General features: G+C 60.2%; 13 protein-coding genes. 5 read left to right on the forward strand and 8 right to left on the reverse strand.

Features of this window, described 5'->3' with window-relative positions:
- Positions 1 to 52: 52 nt before the first annotated feature.
- Together AC0L3D_RS21960 and AC0L3D_RS21965 are read left to right on the forward strand one after the other, a co-directional pair.
- Positions 53 to 1,141 carry a glycosyltransferase family 4 protein gene (locus AC0L3D_RS21960; protein WP_128173708.1) on the forward strand — a complete coding sequence of 363 codons (1,089 nt, stop codon included), beginning with the start codon at positions 53 to 55 and terminating at the stop codon, positions 1,139 to 1,141.
- On the forward strand, positions 1,138 to 1,902 hold the full coding sequence (locus tag AC0L3D_RS21965; protein WP_128173707.1) for a polysaccharide deacetylase family protein: 765 nt from the start codon (positions 1,138 to 1,140) through the stop codon (positions 1,900 to 1,902). Before AC0L3D_RS21960 ends, AC0L3D_RS21965 begins: the two co-directional genes overlap by 4 nt.
- Before the next feature lies 1 nt (position 1,903).
- On the opposite strand, the gene AC0L3D_RS21970 is transcribed toward AC0L3D_RS21965, so the two are convergent.
- From AC0L3D_RS21970 to AC0L3D_RS21985, 4 genes are all read right to left on the reverse strand, one after another.
- Positions 1,904 to 2,758 (reverse strand): MBL fold metallo-hydrolase, encoded by an 855-nt coding sequence (locus AC0L3D_RS21970; protein WP_287064592.1) that lies wholly within the window; start codon positions 2,756 to 2,758, stop codon positions 1,904 to 1,906.
- A gap of 135 nt (positions 2,759 to 2,893) precedes the next feature.
- Positions 2,894 to 3,343 carry a cyclic nucleotide-binding domain-containing protein gene (locus AC0L3D_RS21975; RefSeq protein WP_091594718.1) on the reverse strand — a complete coding sequence of 150 codons (450 nt, stop codon included), beginning with the start codon at positions 3,341 to 3,343 and terminating at the stop codon, positions 2,894 to 2,896.
- Positions 3,344 to 3,645: 302 nt separating this feature from the next.
- Positions 3,646 to 6,360: an ABC transporter transmembrane domain-containing protein gene (locus AC0L3D_RS21980; protein ID WP_287064591.1), complete on the reverse strand. Its 2,715-nt coding sequence runs from the start codon at positions 6,358 to 6,360 to the stop codon at positions 3,646 to 3,648.
- A 17-nt stretch (positions 6,361 to 6,377) separates the two neighbouring features.
- Positions 6,378 to 6,743, reverse strand: coding sequence for a hypothetical protein (locus AC0L3D_RS21985; protein WP_287227698.1), 366 nt, complete (start codon positions 6,741 to 6,743; stop codon positions 6,378 to 6,380).
- A gap of 79 nt (positions 6,744 to 6,822) precedes the next feature.
- On the opposite strand from AC0L3D_RS21985, the gene AC0L3D_RS21990 reads away from it, so the two are divergent.
- The gene (locus AC0L3D_RS21990; protein WP_473645798.1) at positions 6,823 to 7,497 is read left to right on the forward strand and encodes a methyltransferase domain-containing protein; all 675 of its coding nucleotides are present in this window, start codon (positions 6,823 to 6,825) and stop codon (positions 7,495 to 7,497) included.
- Between the two features lie 91 nt (positions 7,498 to 7,588).
- Here AC0L3D_RS21990 and AC0L3D_RS21995 read toward each other — a convergent pair whose 3' ends face one another.
- From AC0L3D_RS21995 to AC0L3D_RS22010, 4 genes are all read right to left on the reverse strand, one after another.
- Positions 7,589 to 8,779 carry a glycosyltransferase family protein gene (locus tag AC0L3D_RS21995; protein ID WP_473627564.1) on the reverse strand — a complete coding sequence of 397 codons (1,191 nt, stop codon included), beginning with the start codon at positions 8,777 to 8,779 and terminating at the stop codon, positions 7,589 to 7,591.
- On the reverse strand, positions 8,776 to 10,020 hold the full coding sequence (locus AC0L3D_RS22000; RefSeq protein WP_473627566.1) for a glycosyltransferase: 1,245 nt from the start codon (positions 10,018 to 10,020) through the stop codon (positions 8,776 to 8,778). The genes AC0L3D_RS21995 and AC0L3D_RS22000 overlap by 4 nt, the downstream gene beginning before the upstream one ends.
- Before the next feature lies 1 nt (position 10,021).
- Positions 10,022 to 11,236, reverse strand: a complete 1,215-nt coding sequence (locus AC0L3D_RS22005; RefSeq protein WP_023797956.1) for a glycosyltransferase family protein — start codon at positions 11,234 to 11,236, stop codon at positions 10,022 to 10,024.
- Between the two features lie 465 nt (positions 11,237 to 11,701).
- Positions 11,702 to 12,568 carry an AraC family transcriptional regulator gene (locus AC0L3D_RS22010; RefSeq protein ID WP_051407739.1) on the reverse strand — a complete coding sequence of 289 codons (867 nt, stop codon included), beginning with the start codon at positions 12,566 to 12,568 and terminating at the stop codon, positions 11,702 to 11,704.
- A gap of 231 nt (positions 12,569 to 12,799) precedes the next feature.
- Here AC0L3D_RS22010 and melA point away from each other — a divergent pair, with 231 nt between their 5' ends.
- Complete coding sequence (melA, locus tag AC0L3D_RS22015) at positions 12,800 to 14,266, forward strand: alpha-glucosidase/alpha-galactosidase (protein ID WP_128173703.1); 1,467 nt, start codon at positions 12,800 to 12,802, stop codon at positions 14,264 to 14,266.
- A gap of 205 nt (positions 14,267 to 14,471) precedes the next feature.
- Positions 14,472 to 16,556, forward strand: a complete 2,085-nt coding sequence (locus AC0L3D_RS22020; protein ID WP_473645783.1) for an ABC transporter substrate-binding protein — start codon at positions 14,472 to 14,474, stop codon at positions 16,554 to 16,556.
- Positions 16,557 to 16,676: the final 120 nt, after the last annotated feature.

Here is a 16,676-nt window from a genome sequence, read left to right on the forward strand (position 1 = left end):
GATCATGCTTCGAAATTGACTTGCGCAGGCTTTCCGATGATAGGGTCCGACGATGCGAATTGCCTTCTACGCGCCGCTGAAGTCGCCCAATCATCCCGTTGCCTCCGGCGACCGCCAGATGGCACGGACGCTGGTCAAGGCGCTGGAGCATGCAGGGCATAGCGTCGAACTGGCATCCGAATTGCGCTTCTATCTACGCGAACCGGTTCCGAAAAGTTTCGATGCGCTCAAGATCGAAGCCCGAGAGGAAGCCGCGCGGCTGACAAAGCTTTGGGATCGTGACGGCAAGCCCGATCTCTGGTTCTGCTATCATCCCTATTACAAGGCGCCCGACCTGATCGGACCCGAACTGGCGTCGGCCTTTGCTATCCCCTGTGTGACAGCGGAAGCCTCCTATTCAAGGCGGCGCAACGCCGGTTTGTGGGCCGACACGCAGGCGTTGGTGGCGCGAGCCGTCGAACAGGCAGCGCTGAACATCTGCTTCACGCAAAGGGATCGTCAGGGACTGGCTGATGCGATTCCCGACGCCGCTCTCGGTCTGCTTTCGCCCTTCATCGACACATCGGCCTTCTGGGAAATGCCGGCACGGGGTTGTCCGACGCGCCTCGTTACCGTCGCCATGATGCGCCCGGGCGACAAAGTCGAAAGCTATCGCATGCTGGCGCAGGCGCTCGGTCCGATCGGCCACCTGCCCTGGACCATGTCCGTCGTCGGGGATGGGCCTGCCCGTGACGAGGTCAAAGCGCAATTCGCCGGCTTGCCCGCCGACCGTATCGTATGGCTTGGCGCGATTGAGCCGGCCGCCGTGCCGGATGTCCTCTACAGTGGGGGAATTTACGTCTGGCCGGGTTACGGCGAGGCCTATGGCGTTGCCTATCTTGAAGCACAGGCCGCCGGCCTTCCGGTGGTGGCTCAGGACATCGCCGGCGTGCCGGAGGTCGTGCGGGATGGCCAGACCGGGTTTCTCACCCCGCCGGGCGATGTGGCGGCGTTCGCTTCTGCCATTGAAAGGCTTCTCACCCGTAACGACGAAAGAACCATCATGGCCGCGGAAGCCAGACGTTTCATCCTCGAAGAACGCTCCCTCGGTGTTGCAGCGGGGCGTCTGGCCGAACTTCTTGCGAAGATCCCGGTTTCATGACATCCGATCGGATCTGGCAGCCCTTGGTGGAAGAACTGGCGTGCCGGCAACGGGCGGACCGTAAGGCAGAGTTCTGGCTCCGCGACGATGACGCCGTGGATCCGACGCCTGCGCTTGATCGGCTGCTCGACCTCACCGGTGAATTCGCAGTTCCGGTCACTCTGGCCGTCATTCCGGCCCTGACTGATGAGAAGCTTGTCGTCCGGCTTGACGAGGCGCCGCATGCCGCGGTCGCGATCCATGGCTGGGCGCACCGAAATCATGCGCCCGAGAACCAGAAAAAGCAGGAGCTCGGCGCGCATCGGCCACGCGAGGCGGTGCTCGATGATCTGGCTCGCGGGCTGTCGCATATAACCGGCCTGCACGGCTCACGTGCCGTTCCGATGCTGGTGCCACCCTGGAACAGGATCGACGCCGGCTTGGTACCCAACCTTGGATCGATAGGATTTGCGGCATTGTCGGTCTATGGGCCGCCGAAGCCGGCTCCACTGGCGGTCATCAACAGCAATGTCGACATCATGGATTGGCATGGCACGCGCGGCTGCCGAGATCATGGCCTATTGGTTCAGGCTATCATCGCGCAATTGCAGCGTGCACTCGGCGGCGGCGAACCGGTCGGCCTGCTCACCCACCATCTCGTACATGATGAATCGGCCTGGCTGTTCCTCGAACGGCTGTTCACAGTCACCGCACAGACTGAAGCGTGCGCATGGCTTCCGATCGGGACATTGATCGGGCGCAGCGCCAGTAGAGGAAAATAGCTCAGCGCTTTTTGTGCAACGAGCCCGGAAATTGGAGCGTCTGGCCATCCCGAGCGGCAAAAGCGCCGGCAAACCTGTCTTTAGCCAGTTGCTCGATCTCGTCCAGTTGCTCGTCGGTGCGTGTCGGATCGTGGTGAAACAGCGCAAGCCGCCGCGCACCGGCCGCCTCACAGAGCTTGACGCCCTGTTGCCACGTCGAATGCCCGTTACCGCGGCGGCGTTTCATTTCCTGGTCGGTGTAGGTGCAATCGTAAATGACGAGGTCGGCATCTTCGATCAGGGCGAGCACCGCCTGATCGAGTTTGTCCGGCTCGTGCTCAGTGTCTGTGATCACCGCCACGACCCGGCCGCCCCATTCGACCCGGTAGCCTATGCAGCCGCCCGGATGGATAAGACTGCCGGTTCGGACCACCACCCCTTCGCGCGGGCGAAGCACGTCTCCGGATACGAAATCGCGGCAGTCGAGGCTTGCCTTGCAGATCTCCAGTTTCACCGGAAACCACGGCGGCCGCATGAACTCATCGACCATCTGCCGGGTCGTCATGCGTCCTGCAAGATGCCCGGACCAAAGCGTAAGCTTGACGCTCCGGTCATAGATCGGCGCAAAAAACGGCAGCCCGATGATGTGATCGTAATGGCAATGGGTGAAAAACAGGTCGAAATCGGTCACGCCTGACGCCCGAAGTGCGGCGCCGGCAGGCCGTAGGCCAGAGCCCGCGTCGAATAGAAGCGTATGCTTGCCGCATCGCATCTCAATGCAGCTCGTGTTGCCGCCATAGCGAGAGAATTCTGGCCCTGATACCGGAGTGCTGCCGCGCACGCCCCAAAACCTGACCAGGAAAACTTCGTAGTCCATGCTACCCCTTCCCAGTCCCCGTCGCCCATCGTAGCCAAACAACTGCTGCTAGGCGAGACAGGTTTTCTCCGGGGTAACCTTCTCAGCAAGAGGCCAGTGCCATCGCGACGGCGAGGATCGAGCGCACGTCATCCGTTATTTGGTGCTTCGTGCGTCGATCAGATCCGCGGTCGTATGGCTTAGGCGATCGGCAAGAACCCGCAATATCTCGATGGTCATTTCCGGGAACTCCCTCATAAGCCTCAGGAAATGATCCTTGCGGATCCTCAAGACTTCCAGCGGACTTGCCGCTCTGACGGTGGCGGTGCGAGAGCTGTTGCACAATATGGCGATCTCGCCAACAATCGAATTTGGCTCCAGTTCGGCAACTTTTATCGGTCCGCTGTCGGAATCGACCAGAATATCCGCCCTGCCTGAAAGGATGACATAGGCGGCGTCTCCCTCGTCGCCCTGCCGGAAAAGGATCTGGCCGGCGCTGTAGCTCACACGATCGGATGTGAACGCAAGCAGCTTGAGCTTTGTCGGGTCGATGGCAGAGAACAAGGGAACGCGTTGCAGCATTGCAACTTCATCCTTGAGCAGCATTGTCGCAAACCTTCCCAAAATTCGCGTTTGCCAGACTAGAGCAATGGACGCCCAGATGGAATGAATTCTGTTTCCGGGATGGCGAGACGAACCGCGCGAAAGGTGGCGAGCCCGATGTCGTGCGATCGGGCGATGCCACCTGGCAATGGCGTCCGCCAACCGGAAACTCGAAGAGCCGGATGAATCTGCGGCAAACCCTTCGGGTTTCGGCGGGATGTGGCCTCGCTGCGCCCGTCGTCGAATCCCTTGACCTTGCAGTAAATTCCCACCGGCAGAATGATCGCATCTGAATGTCCGCTGCTCTATGACAACAGTCCCTTGAATGTACCGTTCCCTGCCAAAAGTGTCTCGGGTGTTCCGTCTTCCACCAATTTACCCGAATCGAAGACGATAACGCGATCGAACATTATCGCCATCGCCGGATTCGTCACGACCCACACAATTGCCGGCGAATGGCCGTCGCGCCTGGCTTCCTCGAGCACGTTCCGCAGCACCTTGTCCTGCATGCGCTGGTCGAGCGCCGACAGCGGCCGGTTGAGAATGAGAAAATCAGGACGCTTGAGCAGGGCCCGGGCAACATCGAGTTTCTGTCGCTGCCCGCTGGTCAGCCGCCTGCCGCTGGAGCCGACGTTGAAGTCCAGGCCGACATCCAGAAGTTCGGCATAAAGCCCAAGTTCGTCAAGAATGTCATAGACGATGGAGCGTATGCGATCCGGCGCGTCGGGATGGTTGTTGCCCACACGCCCGAACAGGACATTATCCATGACGGTGGCCGCGGCAATGTATTTGGCGGGATCATACCGTTCGATGGCATTCTGCAGCTCGGGCGGCAGGTTTTCATAGAACAGGTTGCGTGCAGCGACGATCTTGCTCATCAGTTCGTCGCTCAGCAGGCCGAAGCGGTGCCGGGGCTCGATATAGGCAAAGCTCAAGGTGACGATCATGGCGCGGTCGCTCTCCGAAACCGCCTCGTGGGGACGGTTCTTGAGCCGTTGCAGCAAGGTTTCGTAGGTGGGTATCTCCTCGGCGCTCATGAAGGCAAGTTGCTGGAAGAACGGGTGATCGGGCGGCAGGTCGGCAAACAGCTCGATCGCCTGTTCGGCGATCTCCATGCCCATTTCGTAGAGCGTGCGGTCGAGGCCGGCTTGCCTCAGAACAGAAGCAAAATAGGGATTGGCCGCCAGAGCCCTGTCGGCCAGTTCGGGGCCGGCGGCAGCGCCGAAGAGCAGGTTTTGGCCGATCGTTGCTTCCTTGTTGTAGGCGCCCGGTTCGAAAGGAACCACCAGTCCGCTCAGCCCTTCGTGTTCCAGCCGGGCTCGCAGCGCCGCACGCAGTTCGACGATCCGCCGGGCAAGCTCGCTGTGACGCGTGAGATCGGCTGAAGAGCGCAAGCCAAGATCCAGGATATCGCGCGATAGAACAACCGCGTCGAGTACCCGGCGCACGGCTTCAAAGAGGTCGTGCGGGCCGGTAGCGCCGGCGGAAACATAGTTGATCCAGTCGCTGTGGATATCAAGATCCGGATTGCCCGACAGGCGCGCCTCATGCATGTTCCAGCGGTGCTGGTCTGCCGCAGCATCGTCATAAGGCACCGATGTCAGCGGCGCATGCTTCAGCCCGTAGAGCAGGTTATCGCGTAGGCTTGCCTGGAACAGGAAAACATCCGACGAGGCATAGGACATGCGCCGGCCGGTCACTGCTTCGGGGAGTTCAAGCAAGTCGTCGGCGCCCGAAGCGACCCTTCCGCTGTCCGGCCAGTTCAGCCTTGCGAAGGCTTCTGCAAGCGCCTCGGCTCCACCTGTTGCGGTACTGAGCAGCGCCACCGTCTCACCCGGCTTGATCTTGAGGGAGACACGGTCGAGGAGCATTGCACCGCCATCATCTGCTATCGACAGACCGATCGCCGACAGGGGCTTGGTCATCGGATCGGGATCGTCGATCGTCAATGCCCCGATCCTCGGCGCAATGAGCCGATCGACGGTGAATTGTTCAACGACCTGCTGATATTTGACCTGGACATCCTGCCGCGCCTGATCCCAGTCGATCAGTTCCTTCATCGGTCCGGGCAGGTCCTTGTAGGCGCCGATCACGGCCACGAGCTGACCGACGTCCAGCCGCCCCTGGATGACCAGATATCCGCCGATCATGTAAAACAGAAAGGGCGTGAGCTGCGCGAGAAAATTGTTCAGAAACTTCACCATGAATTTCCATTGGTAAAGATCGAAGCGGATCTTGAAGATGAGCCCGAGCCGGGCAGCTATGTCGGCGCGCTCGTAGTTTGATGTGTCGTGGACGTGTACCGCGCCGATGCCGTCGACGATTTCGCCAACCCGGCCCGAAAGCGCGCGCGCCGTCAACTGCCGTTCGCGCCCGAGCACGATCAGCCGCCGCCGCATTCGCGGGATGAGCACGATCTGGACCGCCACGATCCCGGCCGCGATCATTCCGAGCCAGAAATTCTGGACCACGATGAACAGCATGGCCGTCAGCGCCTGGCCGCCGAGCAGCACCGGCTGCACGAAGGCATCGCCGATGAAGCCGCCCAGCGGCTCCACCTCGTCCTTCACCATGGTCGCCACTTCGGCGGATTTCACCCGCTTGAAGTAAAACGGCGGAAACCGCAGCACACGATCGACCAGATCGAAGCGGATACGCCGCAGCATGCGTTCGCCGAGGCGGCCCTTGTAGGTGTTGATATAGAATTTGAACAGGCCGTTGATGACGACCAGCAAGAGGAACACAAGGCTCAGCGCAAACAGCGTCGCCACGCGGTCGAGCTGAAAACCGGAGAAGAACTGGACCTCTCCGATGAACGGCAGGTTATAGTGCAGCCTCATGAATGGCTGGGTCGCGCCCGGTTGCTCGAACCCGCTACCTTGGATCGGGCCGTTGATGATCAGCTTCGGCAGGTCGAAGGACATGAAATACGGGATCATCGAAAGCACGACGATCATCAATATCCAGAGCTGCTGCTTCTTGGTGTGCGTCCAGATATAGCGGGCTAGGCTGGGTTCCATATGCGGCTGTGGACCCTTCAGTTGGAACGATGCAGGATGTAAAAGCACCTGCCGGCGAATGGCGTGTCGGCAATTTCTTCGTCACCAAGGACAAGCTCGAAGCTGCAGCGCACGGAAATTGTCCTGCGCTCAACGATGGAAGGAACCTGCGACGCGGCGCGATCCAGTTCCGGCGCATGGTCGATGACAACGACATGGGCATTGCTGATCATCGAAGAAGGCGGCTGGCCAAACGGTTCGCGGCTTCGGTAGGGTTTCGGCGAATAGCCGAGCAGCACGAAGCCGCAGCTGAGCGGCTGGTGCTGGCGAATGGACGCCGATGGTCCGGACAGATGCAACAGGCTCTCTCCGGCACCGGGCAATGGCGAAGCGGCTTGCAGCATAATCACGTCCGCGAATCAACAGCCTTCCGGGAGGCAAGATTGCGTTGTGTCGCCCGAAATCCCAACCTACAAGACGAATATGATGGATGTCACGCAACCACGCAATGCCGGCATGGACTGGCACGAGCAAGCCTTTGACCTGACGCGGGGAATTGCTGCCTATGTCAAGTGCCCCCTGGTGGCAGGGCTGGCGCGCGTCATCACCAGGCATCCGAACGCCGATATCGCCAACGCCTTCAACCACAAGCAGGTCGCCTGCAAGATGTGGGCGCTCGACAGGCTGTTCGAAAGCTGCGGCGGCCGGTTCGGGCGCATATGGGTTCTGGGTGGATGGTACGGCGTATTGCCGGCTATGCTTTTTAACGACGCTCGCTTCGACATCGCGGCGGTCGATAGCATCGACATCGATCCCGAAGTCGCGCCGGTCGCCCGGACCCTCAACCGGGAAGCCGGCGACCGTTTCCGGGCGCTGACGGCAGATATGTACGCACTCGACTATGCGGCCGGGCGGCCCGACCTGATCGTCAATACGAGCTGCGAACACATAGCCGATCTGCGCGCCTGGCTTGCTCTGCTTCCGCGGGGCACGACTGTACTGCTGCAATCGAACGATTATTTCAGCGAGCCGACGCACATCAACTGCGTGGCTTCGCTTGCAGCCTTCGAAGCAATGGCGGCGTTACGGGAGATGCGGTTCTCCGGCGAACTGCCGACAAAAAATTATACGCGCTTTATGCTGATTGGAACTGTTTGACGCATTTCGCCCGGTTTGGGACAACGACATGCATAAACGAGGAGTTGAAGCGCGTCGCACGAACCTCGCCAGACGCGACGCGCGTTAGCATCTATCCTCTGTTTTGATCATGAACTTCTCCGAAACCGGACCCCATTTTTAGGGACCATGTTCGATACCGATGGCGCAGAATTTGCGCCGAGCGACGCGCGCCTTCCAGATCGAGACGATGCGCGGCTGGCGTCGGTCCCGCAAGCGCCTGTTCGATCGCTTGCGCCAAACCTTCAGGCGTTAGGTCCATCTCCATCAGCACCGTTGCAAGGCCGAGTTCTTCGAGCATCAGGGTGCGAACCGTCTGTTCGGTTTCCCCGCCGGCTGCAAATGGAACGAGCAGTGAGCGACAACCCGCGCGCAGGACATCGCAGACCGTGTTGTAACCCGCCTGCGAGACCGACAGGCGGGCGCCGGTCAGCAGGCTGGCGAAATCCTCGCGGAACCGGAATATGGACAGGACCGGCGAGGCATCGCGTGCGATCGCGTCAAACTCGTCTTTCGGCAGGTTGGGGCCGGTGATCAAACACCATTTCCAAGCGTTGTTGGCATTCCGCGCCGCTGCGATGGTGGAGCTGACAAGGCTCTTTCCGGCAGCCCCGCCGCCAACCGACACCAGAACGTCGAAGCGCTCGGGGGCCGCGGGCGATGGCGGCGCGGCAACGAGCCCTGTGTAGGTGACCTCGGCCTTGATCGCCCCAGCCAGTGGAAATGTCTTGTCGATGGTTGCGAAAGCCGGATCGCCATGGACCATGACAAGGTCGAAATGCCTGTTGACCAGATCGACCGTTTCCTCGTTTCGGCCCGGCTTGACGCGCTCCTGAAGGATATCACGGACGGACGTCGCCAGCAGCGGTCTGGGCGACGTCGCGTCGATCGCCTCGATCAGCGGCAGGAGTTCGAAACGCATCTGCCGGCGTCCAAATGGAAACGCCTCGACAATGACGATATCAGGCCTGCAATCCCGGAAGGCCTGCAGCAGCATCTCTGAACGCCATCTCTTGAAATCATCGTCGATGGGTTTGCCCTGCAGGTCGACAAGTCCGGAAAATCCTTCATCACCGGAGGTGACAGGTGGCAGGGCTACAGATTTCACACCCACTCCCGGAAACCCCGCGATCGGCGCTCCGCCGGTCACGACCGTTACGTCAAACCCGTCATCGACCAGAGCCGCCGCAATGCGGCTGGCGCGCGCGAGATGGCCGATACCGAGCAGGTGCTGGACATAGAAGAAAGCGCGCAGCCGCTTCATTCGGCGGCCCGCCACTCCCGCTCGAACAGTTCCTTGAGCTGTCCAATGCTTGCCAAATGATCGAAATTACCGCGCACGCGCCGCTCTGCGGCGTCGCCGAGGCGGGCGCGCAGCACGGGATCCCGGATCAGGCGCTCCAGCGCCTGCGCCAGGGCAATTGGGTTTTCCGTCGGAACCAGCAGCCCGGTTTCATCCGGCGATAGAAGCTCCGGCACGCCGGAAATATCGGTCGACACGCAGGCAAGCCGCTGGCTAGCCGCCTCCACCAGAACATTCGGCAGACCGTCCCGGTCGCCATTTGCGGTGATCCTGCAGGCCAGGGCGAAGATGTCGGCGCAGCGGTAGTGATCAAGCACCTCCTCCTGCGCAAGCGCGCCTTTCCAAAAGACGCGGCCATCCAGGCCGAGCTTTTGCGCCAGCGCCTTGAACCGTTCCAGTTCCTCGCCGCCGCCGACATGCTCGAAACGCCACGCCAAATCACTAGGCAAGAGGGCAAGGGCCTCCAGCAACGTATCGTAACCTTTCTTTTCAACGGCGCGCCCCACACTCAGAATGATAACCGGTTGGTCCGGCGCCGAGCCGTCATGCTGTTTTCGCGCCTCGCCGAAACTGCCGAAGCGATCAAGGTCGAGCCCATGATAGCTCAGATGCACAGACGCGTTGCCGTTAGCGAGTTTTTTCAGACGGTCGAAGCCGGTTTTCGTGCAAGTTACCGTCCAGCGGGCCGAGGAAAGCTTGCCAGCCAGATCCCAGTCCGCCGAAGTCCAGATGTCCTTGGCATGGGCCGAGCAACTCCAGGGCAGGCCACGAAGCTGGCTGGCATAGCGCGTCACCGATGCCGGTGTATGCGCGAAATGTGCGTGCAGCCAGCCCGCGTCTTCCGGCCATTCGGCCGCCAGCACGAGCGCTTGCCCGAAGCGGCGCGCGCGATTGCGCGTAAAGTCGCGGCCGAGGTCGATAGCCAGCGATCCGAGCGCGCGCCAGAAGCCCGGCCGAAGCAGATAAGCAAACAGGGAGCGAACCACGCGCAGCGGCTCTTCATGCAGATATTCCGGCAGATAATGGACGGGCGCTTTGATCTCGTCATGCACGGGGTGGCGTTTTGCGTCGGTCGGCCGCCTGAGCGCGAAGAGTATCAGGTCGAACCCCGCACGCTCCAGTCCGAGCAGTTCCTGCGCGATGAAGGTTTCCGACAGCCGCGGATAGCCCTTCAGAACCACGACGATCTTGCGATGTTGCAACTCAGATCATGCCTTCAATGACCGAAAGGTGATGGCCGCCCCGCCGGTCGAGCAGTTCCGAGACGATTTCAGAAATGTGAGGCAGCCCCTCCAGCGTCAGATGCGGATGGCTCTGCGATGGGCCGGGCCGGGCCGGCAGCACCTCCAGCGCATTGGCAAACCGCTGGGAATCCTCGGCTTCTTCCGGCAAAAGCATCTCAATGAGGCCGAGTTCGGCTGCGCGCCGTGCTCGAATCAGTTGTTCCTCGCGGGGCTTGACGCGCGGCACGATCAGCGCCGGCTTGTCGAAAGACAGTATCTCGCAATAGGTGTTGTAACCGCCCATCGCCACGACCGCCTTGGCGCCGGCAATGAGATCTTCCATGCGGTTGTCGAACTCGATGATCTTGATATAGGGGATCTTGGCCCCCTTCTTGAGCAGCTTGTTGCGCTTGCGCGCCGGCATGTAAGGCCCAAGCACGATCAGCGCCCTATGCTGCAATTGCGGATCCTGCTGATAGGCATCGATGACACTGTGGATCAGGTCGCCGCCGTCACCGCCGCCACCGGTGGTAACGAGGATATAATCGCCGTCGGGCCGGTGGCCGGGCAACTCGTTCTTCTGCAGGCTCCGTTGCAGGAAACCGACGAACTTCATCTTTGCCCTGACAGCCGGCGGCACGTCCAAACCGATCAGCGGATCGTAGAAATCCGGCGGACCATAGACCCAGACCTTGTCGTAGAACAGGCCTATCTTGCGCATCACATCCCTGTGTGCCCACTCTGCTTCGAGCAGATGCGGCGCGTCCATCACCTCGCGCAGGCCGAGCACGAGCGTGGTGCCCCGCGTCTTGAGGTAGGACAGCGTGTCCTCGATCTCACCGCGCAGGCCAAGCGGTTCCTTGTCGACGATGAAGATATCCGGCCGGAAGGTCTCGGCTGTGTGGCGGATGATCGACTGGCGCATCCTTAGCGTCTCATGCAGATCGATATCCTTTTCCAGCGAGGTGTATTCGCCGTTGCGCAACTTGATGACGCTGGGGATCTTCACGAAGTCGACACGGGCGCGGTAGTCGAAGGCGCCAGCGATAGTCGCACCCGAAATGATAAGCACCTGAAGTCCGCGGAAATCCTCGACCAGCGAATGCGCGATCGTCCGGCAGCGCTGCAAGTGGCCGAGCCCGAACGTGTCGTGGCTGTACATGAGAATTCGAGCATTTTGTACGTGCTGGGTCATTGTTGAACGTCTTTTGGAATTCTCGCCTGAGGACCGTGGACGACCCCGCACGAAACCATCCTCGCGGGTCTGCCGACCTGTTTTGGAACATGACGGCGCAATTATCAATTACCCAAGAGGGTCCATATGCAGAAGCCAGGAAGCTGCGTCTGCTCAGCTGCCACGCTGGTCCAGAGAACCTGCATCATTTTCTAGCCTTGATCATCTCGGATTGGCAGCGACGATTCGGATAAGGCGGCGTTGGCGGAAATAGACGTTTCCAAGGTTGGGGTCGAGCGTTCGAATCGCTTCATCCGCTCCAAGTTCTCTCAAGGGAATCAAGCTATTGAGAGGCGTCTTTCGGGACGCTTTTTTCTTACAAGGCCAGCTTTGCCGCCTCCTGAAAGCCGATGTCCGAGTGACCAGGTTGACGGTCTCTCTCGCGCTAAAAGCAGCAATCAAAGGATGACAGGTCAGCGCTATTTGTCATCTGTCCAAAATCTGCCCCTGCTGATAACCGGCGCTTGCATACATGCCAGTGGTTCTGAATTCTGTCGGACTGACGCCGAAGCCACGTCGGAATACCTTGGCGAAGTAGTTGGGATCTTCGAAGCCGCACATGCCGGAAATATCCTTCACCGGAAGGTCGGCGGACATGGTCAGTAGCTTTGCGGCGCGGTCGAGGCGTCTGTTGAGGACGAACTCAGCCGGAGGAATACCTTCATGCGCCGCGAACACACGCGAGAAATGCGCGCGACTGAGACCGGAAAGCCGCGCCAGCTCATCGACCGGCAACGGCAGATGCAGATGCGCACCGATATAGTCAGTCACCTGACGCACTACCGAATTCTCCGCCACATCATTTCCGTGCAGTTCGAACACGTCGTCATAGAGTGCCATGGCCGCCTCATAGGAAATTGCCGAGGCGCGTGCCGGCGTTGAGCCGTCGCCTTTGACCAGCCGGTAGGCGCAGTCGGCCAGATTATCGACGGTCGCTGCCCGCAGGCTGAACACCGGTCCTTTCGTTGCCAGGACCTCTCTATGGATGCGCAACGCTTCCGCCCCATGCATCGATATCCAGAAAAACTCCCAGCGCCCGCCCTTTTCGACCCAGTAGCGGTGCGAATGCGGAACAACCAACAGCATCGTCTCGCCCGGAGCGATGCGGTAGGACCTGGTTCCGTAACGCAGGTTTCCGGTGCCGCTGATGGTGTGCTGTATCACTGTGAACGGCGTCTGCCCGCGCCTGCGGCCATCCCAGCTGTAGCCGGCATCCGTTCTCACGTCGTAGCCGGTGCTCGTCGGCATGGTGTGCAATCGCTGCCGAGCGCGCGGCAGGGAAATCATTTTCATCACCGGTCCAAGGTCGACGAGTTTTTGCAGCACAAAATTACCCTACAAAGCGCATCTACGCCCTACCGGAGGGGCGTGATCTTACGCATATTGACCAAAAAACAAAAGAGATGAGGATGAAACCCCGGTTGCACGCCGCTTGGTTGCGTGTCTTCCGAATAACACGCCTGGACTGGATTTCTACGAACCGCTTTTACCTATCGGTCCAATCCGCTTGCGGAGAAGGTTCGAATGAGCAGATTTAAGATCGCAATCATTGGCGCGGGCAGCGTCGGTTTCACCAAGAAGCTGTTCACGGACATTTTGTGTGTCCCGGAGCTGCGCGACATCGAGTTCGCACTGACCGACATCAGCGAGCACAATCTCAAGATGATCGAGTCAATTCTCCTGCGGATCGTCAAGTCGAGTCAGCTTCCTGCACGGGTGACCGCGACGACGGACCGCCGCAAGGCGATCGAGGGCGCGCGCTACATCATTAGCTGTGTGCGCGTCGGAGGTCTCGCCGCCTATGCCGACGATATCCGCATCCCCTTGAAATACGGCGTCGACCAGTGCGTCGGCGATACGATCTGCGCCGGTGGCATTCTCTACGGCCAGCGCAACATCCCGGTCATTTTGGATTTCTGCAAGGACATTCGGGAATTGGCCGAGCCAGGCGCCAAATTCCTGAACTATGCCAACCCGATGGCGATGAACACCTGGGCGGCGATCGAATTCGGCAAGGTCGATACGGTCGGTCTCTGCCATGGGGTCCAGCATGGGGCCGAGCAGATTGCCGAGATCCTCGGCGCCGGGGAAGGCGAGCTCGACTATGTCTGCTCCGGCATCAACCACCAGACCTGGTTCGTCGACGTTCGCGTCAAGGGCCGCAAGATCGGCAGGGATGAGCTCGTCGCCGCCTTCGAGGCGCATCCGGTCTTCTCGCGGCAGGAGAAACTCAGGATCGACGTGTTGAAGCGCTTCGGCGTCTATTCGACCGAAAGTAACGGCCACCTGTCGGAATATCTACCCTGGTATCGCAAACGGCCTGAGGAGACTGCCAAGTGGATCGATATGTCGGACTGGATCCACGGCGAAACCGGCGGTTATCTGCGCTATTCGACCGAAACCCGGAACTGGTTCGAAACCGAGTTCCCGCAATTCCTCGAAGATGCGGGAAAGCCCTTCGATCCCGGGCGCCGCTCGAACGAGCACGCCAGCCACATACTGGAGGCGCTCGAGACCGGTCGGGTCTATCGCGGTCACTTCAACGTCAAGAACGAAGGCGTCATCACCAATCTTCCGTCCGATGCAATCATCGAATCGCCTGGTTTCGTCGATCGCTTCGGCATCAACATGGTGGCCGGCATCACGCTTCCGGAAGCCTGCGCCGCGACCTGCATTTCGTCGATTAATGTCCAGCGCATGTCCGTCCACGCGGCAATCTCCGGCGACATCGACCTCCTGAAACTGGCCGTGCTGCACGATCCGCTGGTTGGCGCCATCTGCACGCCGGAAGAGGTCTGGCAGATGGTCGACGAGATGGTTGTGGCGCAAGCGCAATGGCTGCCGCAATTCGCCCATGCGATCGACAGCGCCAAGGAGCGGCTGAGCCGCGCGACGGTAAAAACGCGGGAATGGAAGGGCGTTGCCCGCCGCGAGGTTCGCTCGATCGAAGAGATCAGGGCCGAAAAGGACGCATTGCGCGCGGCCGGCTGAGACATTGGTTGCGATAAGCCAATGTTCCGGAAAACCGGGCGGCCAGGATCGTGCCTCGGCGAATGCGCTCGGGCAGCACGGCACTGTCATCCGAGAAAGCGGAATACCGCTTCTGAGAAAGCGGAATACCGCTTCGATCGAATGCTTGTAGGAGGAGAGCCATGCCATCGCGGCAGGCCCGAAGCATAAGGGAGAGATCAGGACAATGAACATTTTTGGCCGCATGAAAACCGCCGCCGCGCTCCTGTTTGGTGTATCGGCGTTCGCGATCCAGGCCGTGGCCTCCGAGCCGACGATCGTGCCGGAACAGCCGCCGTTTCCGGCGCAAGGCAAGATCAATTACGTGCCGCGCGATTCAATTCTGGAATTCAAGGCGCTATCCGAATATCGCGAGCCGGAGTGGGTCACCGAAAAATTCGTCAAGACCGGGAAACTGCCTCCGTTGGCCGAGCGGCTGCCGAAGGAGCCGATGGTCTTCAAGACAGGCAACATGCCCGACGGGATAGGCGTCTATGGCGACACGATGCGCCACGTCATCGGCGGCCGGCCGGAAGGCTGGAACTACAGTGCCGGGCAGACGCAAGGCTGGGGCGGCATTGACATTGCGATGTTCGAATGCCTGACGCGCACCGCGCCGCTCTTCCAGGTCGATGCCAAAGACGTCGAGCCGCTGCCCAATCTTGCCCGGAGCTGGGAGTGGTCGGAAGACGGCCACACACTGACGATGAAGTTGATCGAAGGCGCAAAGTGGTCCGACGGAGATCCCTTCGACGCCGATGACGTGATGTTCTATTGGGACGACAATGTCGTCGATCCGAACGTCTCGCCGCTGAACGGTGCAACACCGGAAACGTTCGGAGAAGGCACCACCCTGAAGGCGGTAGACAAATATACGATCGAATGGACTTTTAAGGACGCGTTCCCGCGCCAGCATCTCTATGCGATGGCCTATGGAACCTTCTGCCCTGGCCCCTCGCACATTTTGAAGACCAAGCATCCGAAATATGCGGGCACCACCTACGACGAGTACAAGAACGGCTTTCCGCCGGAATACTTGAATATGCCCGTCATGGGCGCCTGGGTGCCTATCGAATACCGTTCGGACGACGTCATCGTGCTTCGCCGCAATCCTTACTATTGGAAGGTGGACGAAGAGGGAAATCAGCTGCCCTATCTCAACGAACTGCACTACAAGCTTTCGACCTGGGCCGATCGCGACGTGCAGGCGATCGCCGGGTCCGGCGATATCTCGAACCTGGAGCAACCTGAAAATTTCGTGGAATCGCTGAAGCGCGCCGCACAGGAAACGGCTCCCGCGCGGTTGGCCTTTGGCGCCCGGCTGATCGGCTACAATCTGCGCATGAACTTTTCAGCCAATGGCTGGGGCGAGCCGGACGAGCGGGCGCAGGCCGTACGCGAGCTCAACCGCAACGTCGATTTCCGTAAGGCCGTGACCATGGCCATCGATCGCAAGAAACTCGGCGAATCCCTCGTCAAAGGACCCTTCACCGCGATCTATCCCGGCGGCATTTCCTCTGGCACGAGCTTTTACGACCGCGCCTCGACGGTGTACTACCCGTTCGATCTGGAAGGCGCCAAGGCGCTGCTGGAGAAGGTCGGGTTGAAGGACACGGACGGCAACGGCGCCGTCAACTTCCCGGCCGGTACAGCTGGCGGCTCGGACGTACAGATCGTGCTTCTGGTGAATTCCGACTACAGCACCGATCGCAATCTCGCGGAAGGTCTGGTCGGCCAGATGGAACAGCTTGGCCTCAAGGTCGTGCTGAACACAATCGATGGCGCGAAGCGCGACGCAACCCAGTATGCCGGGCGCTTCGACTGGCTTGTTCGCCGCAACGAGCAGGAACAGACCTCAGTTGTGCAGAACACGACCCAGCTTGCCCCGACCGGTCCGCGCACGAGTTGGCATCACAGGGCAGGAACGGACGGCACGGTCGATCTGATGCCGTTCGAACAGGAACTCGTGGACGTCGTCAACAAGTTCATCTCCAGCAACGACAATGACGAGCGGGCTGATCTGATGAAGCAGTTCCAGAAGGTCTCGACGACGAATCTCGATACGATCGGCCTGACAGAATATCCGGGTGCGCTCATCATCAACAAGCGCTTCTCCAACATTCCGGAAGGCGTGCCGATCTTCATGTTCAATTGGGCGGAGGACACGATCATCCGTGAACGGGTCTTCGTCGCTGCCGACAAGCAGGGCGACTACGAGCTGTTCCCCGAGCAGCTTCCGGACAAGCCCGGTGAAGGCGGTCCGATCAACTGACCGCAGTCGATTTCCCCTCCGGCGAGCATCCGCCGGAGGGGAGGTTGCGAATTGAACCGTGGAGATACCGCGCCTCGTGAAGGAGCAGATCGCCACGAGCCACAAGAGAAGCAAACACGA

The organism is Mesorhizobium sp. WSM4837, from assembly GCF_055811435.1.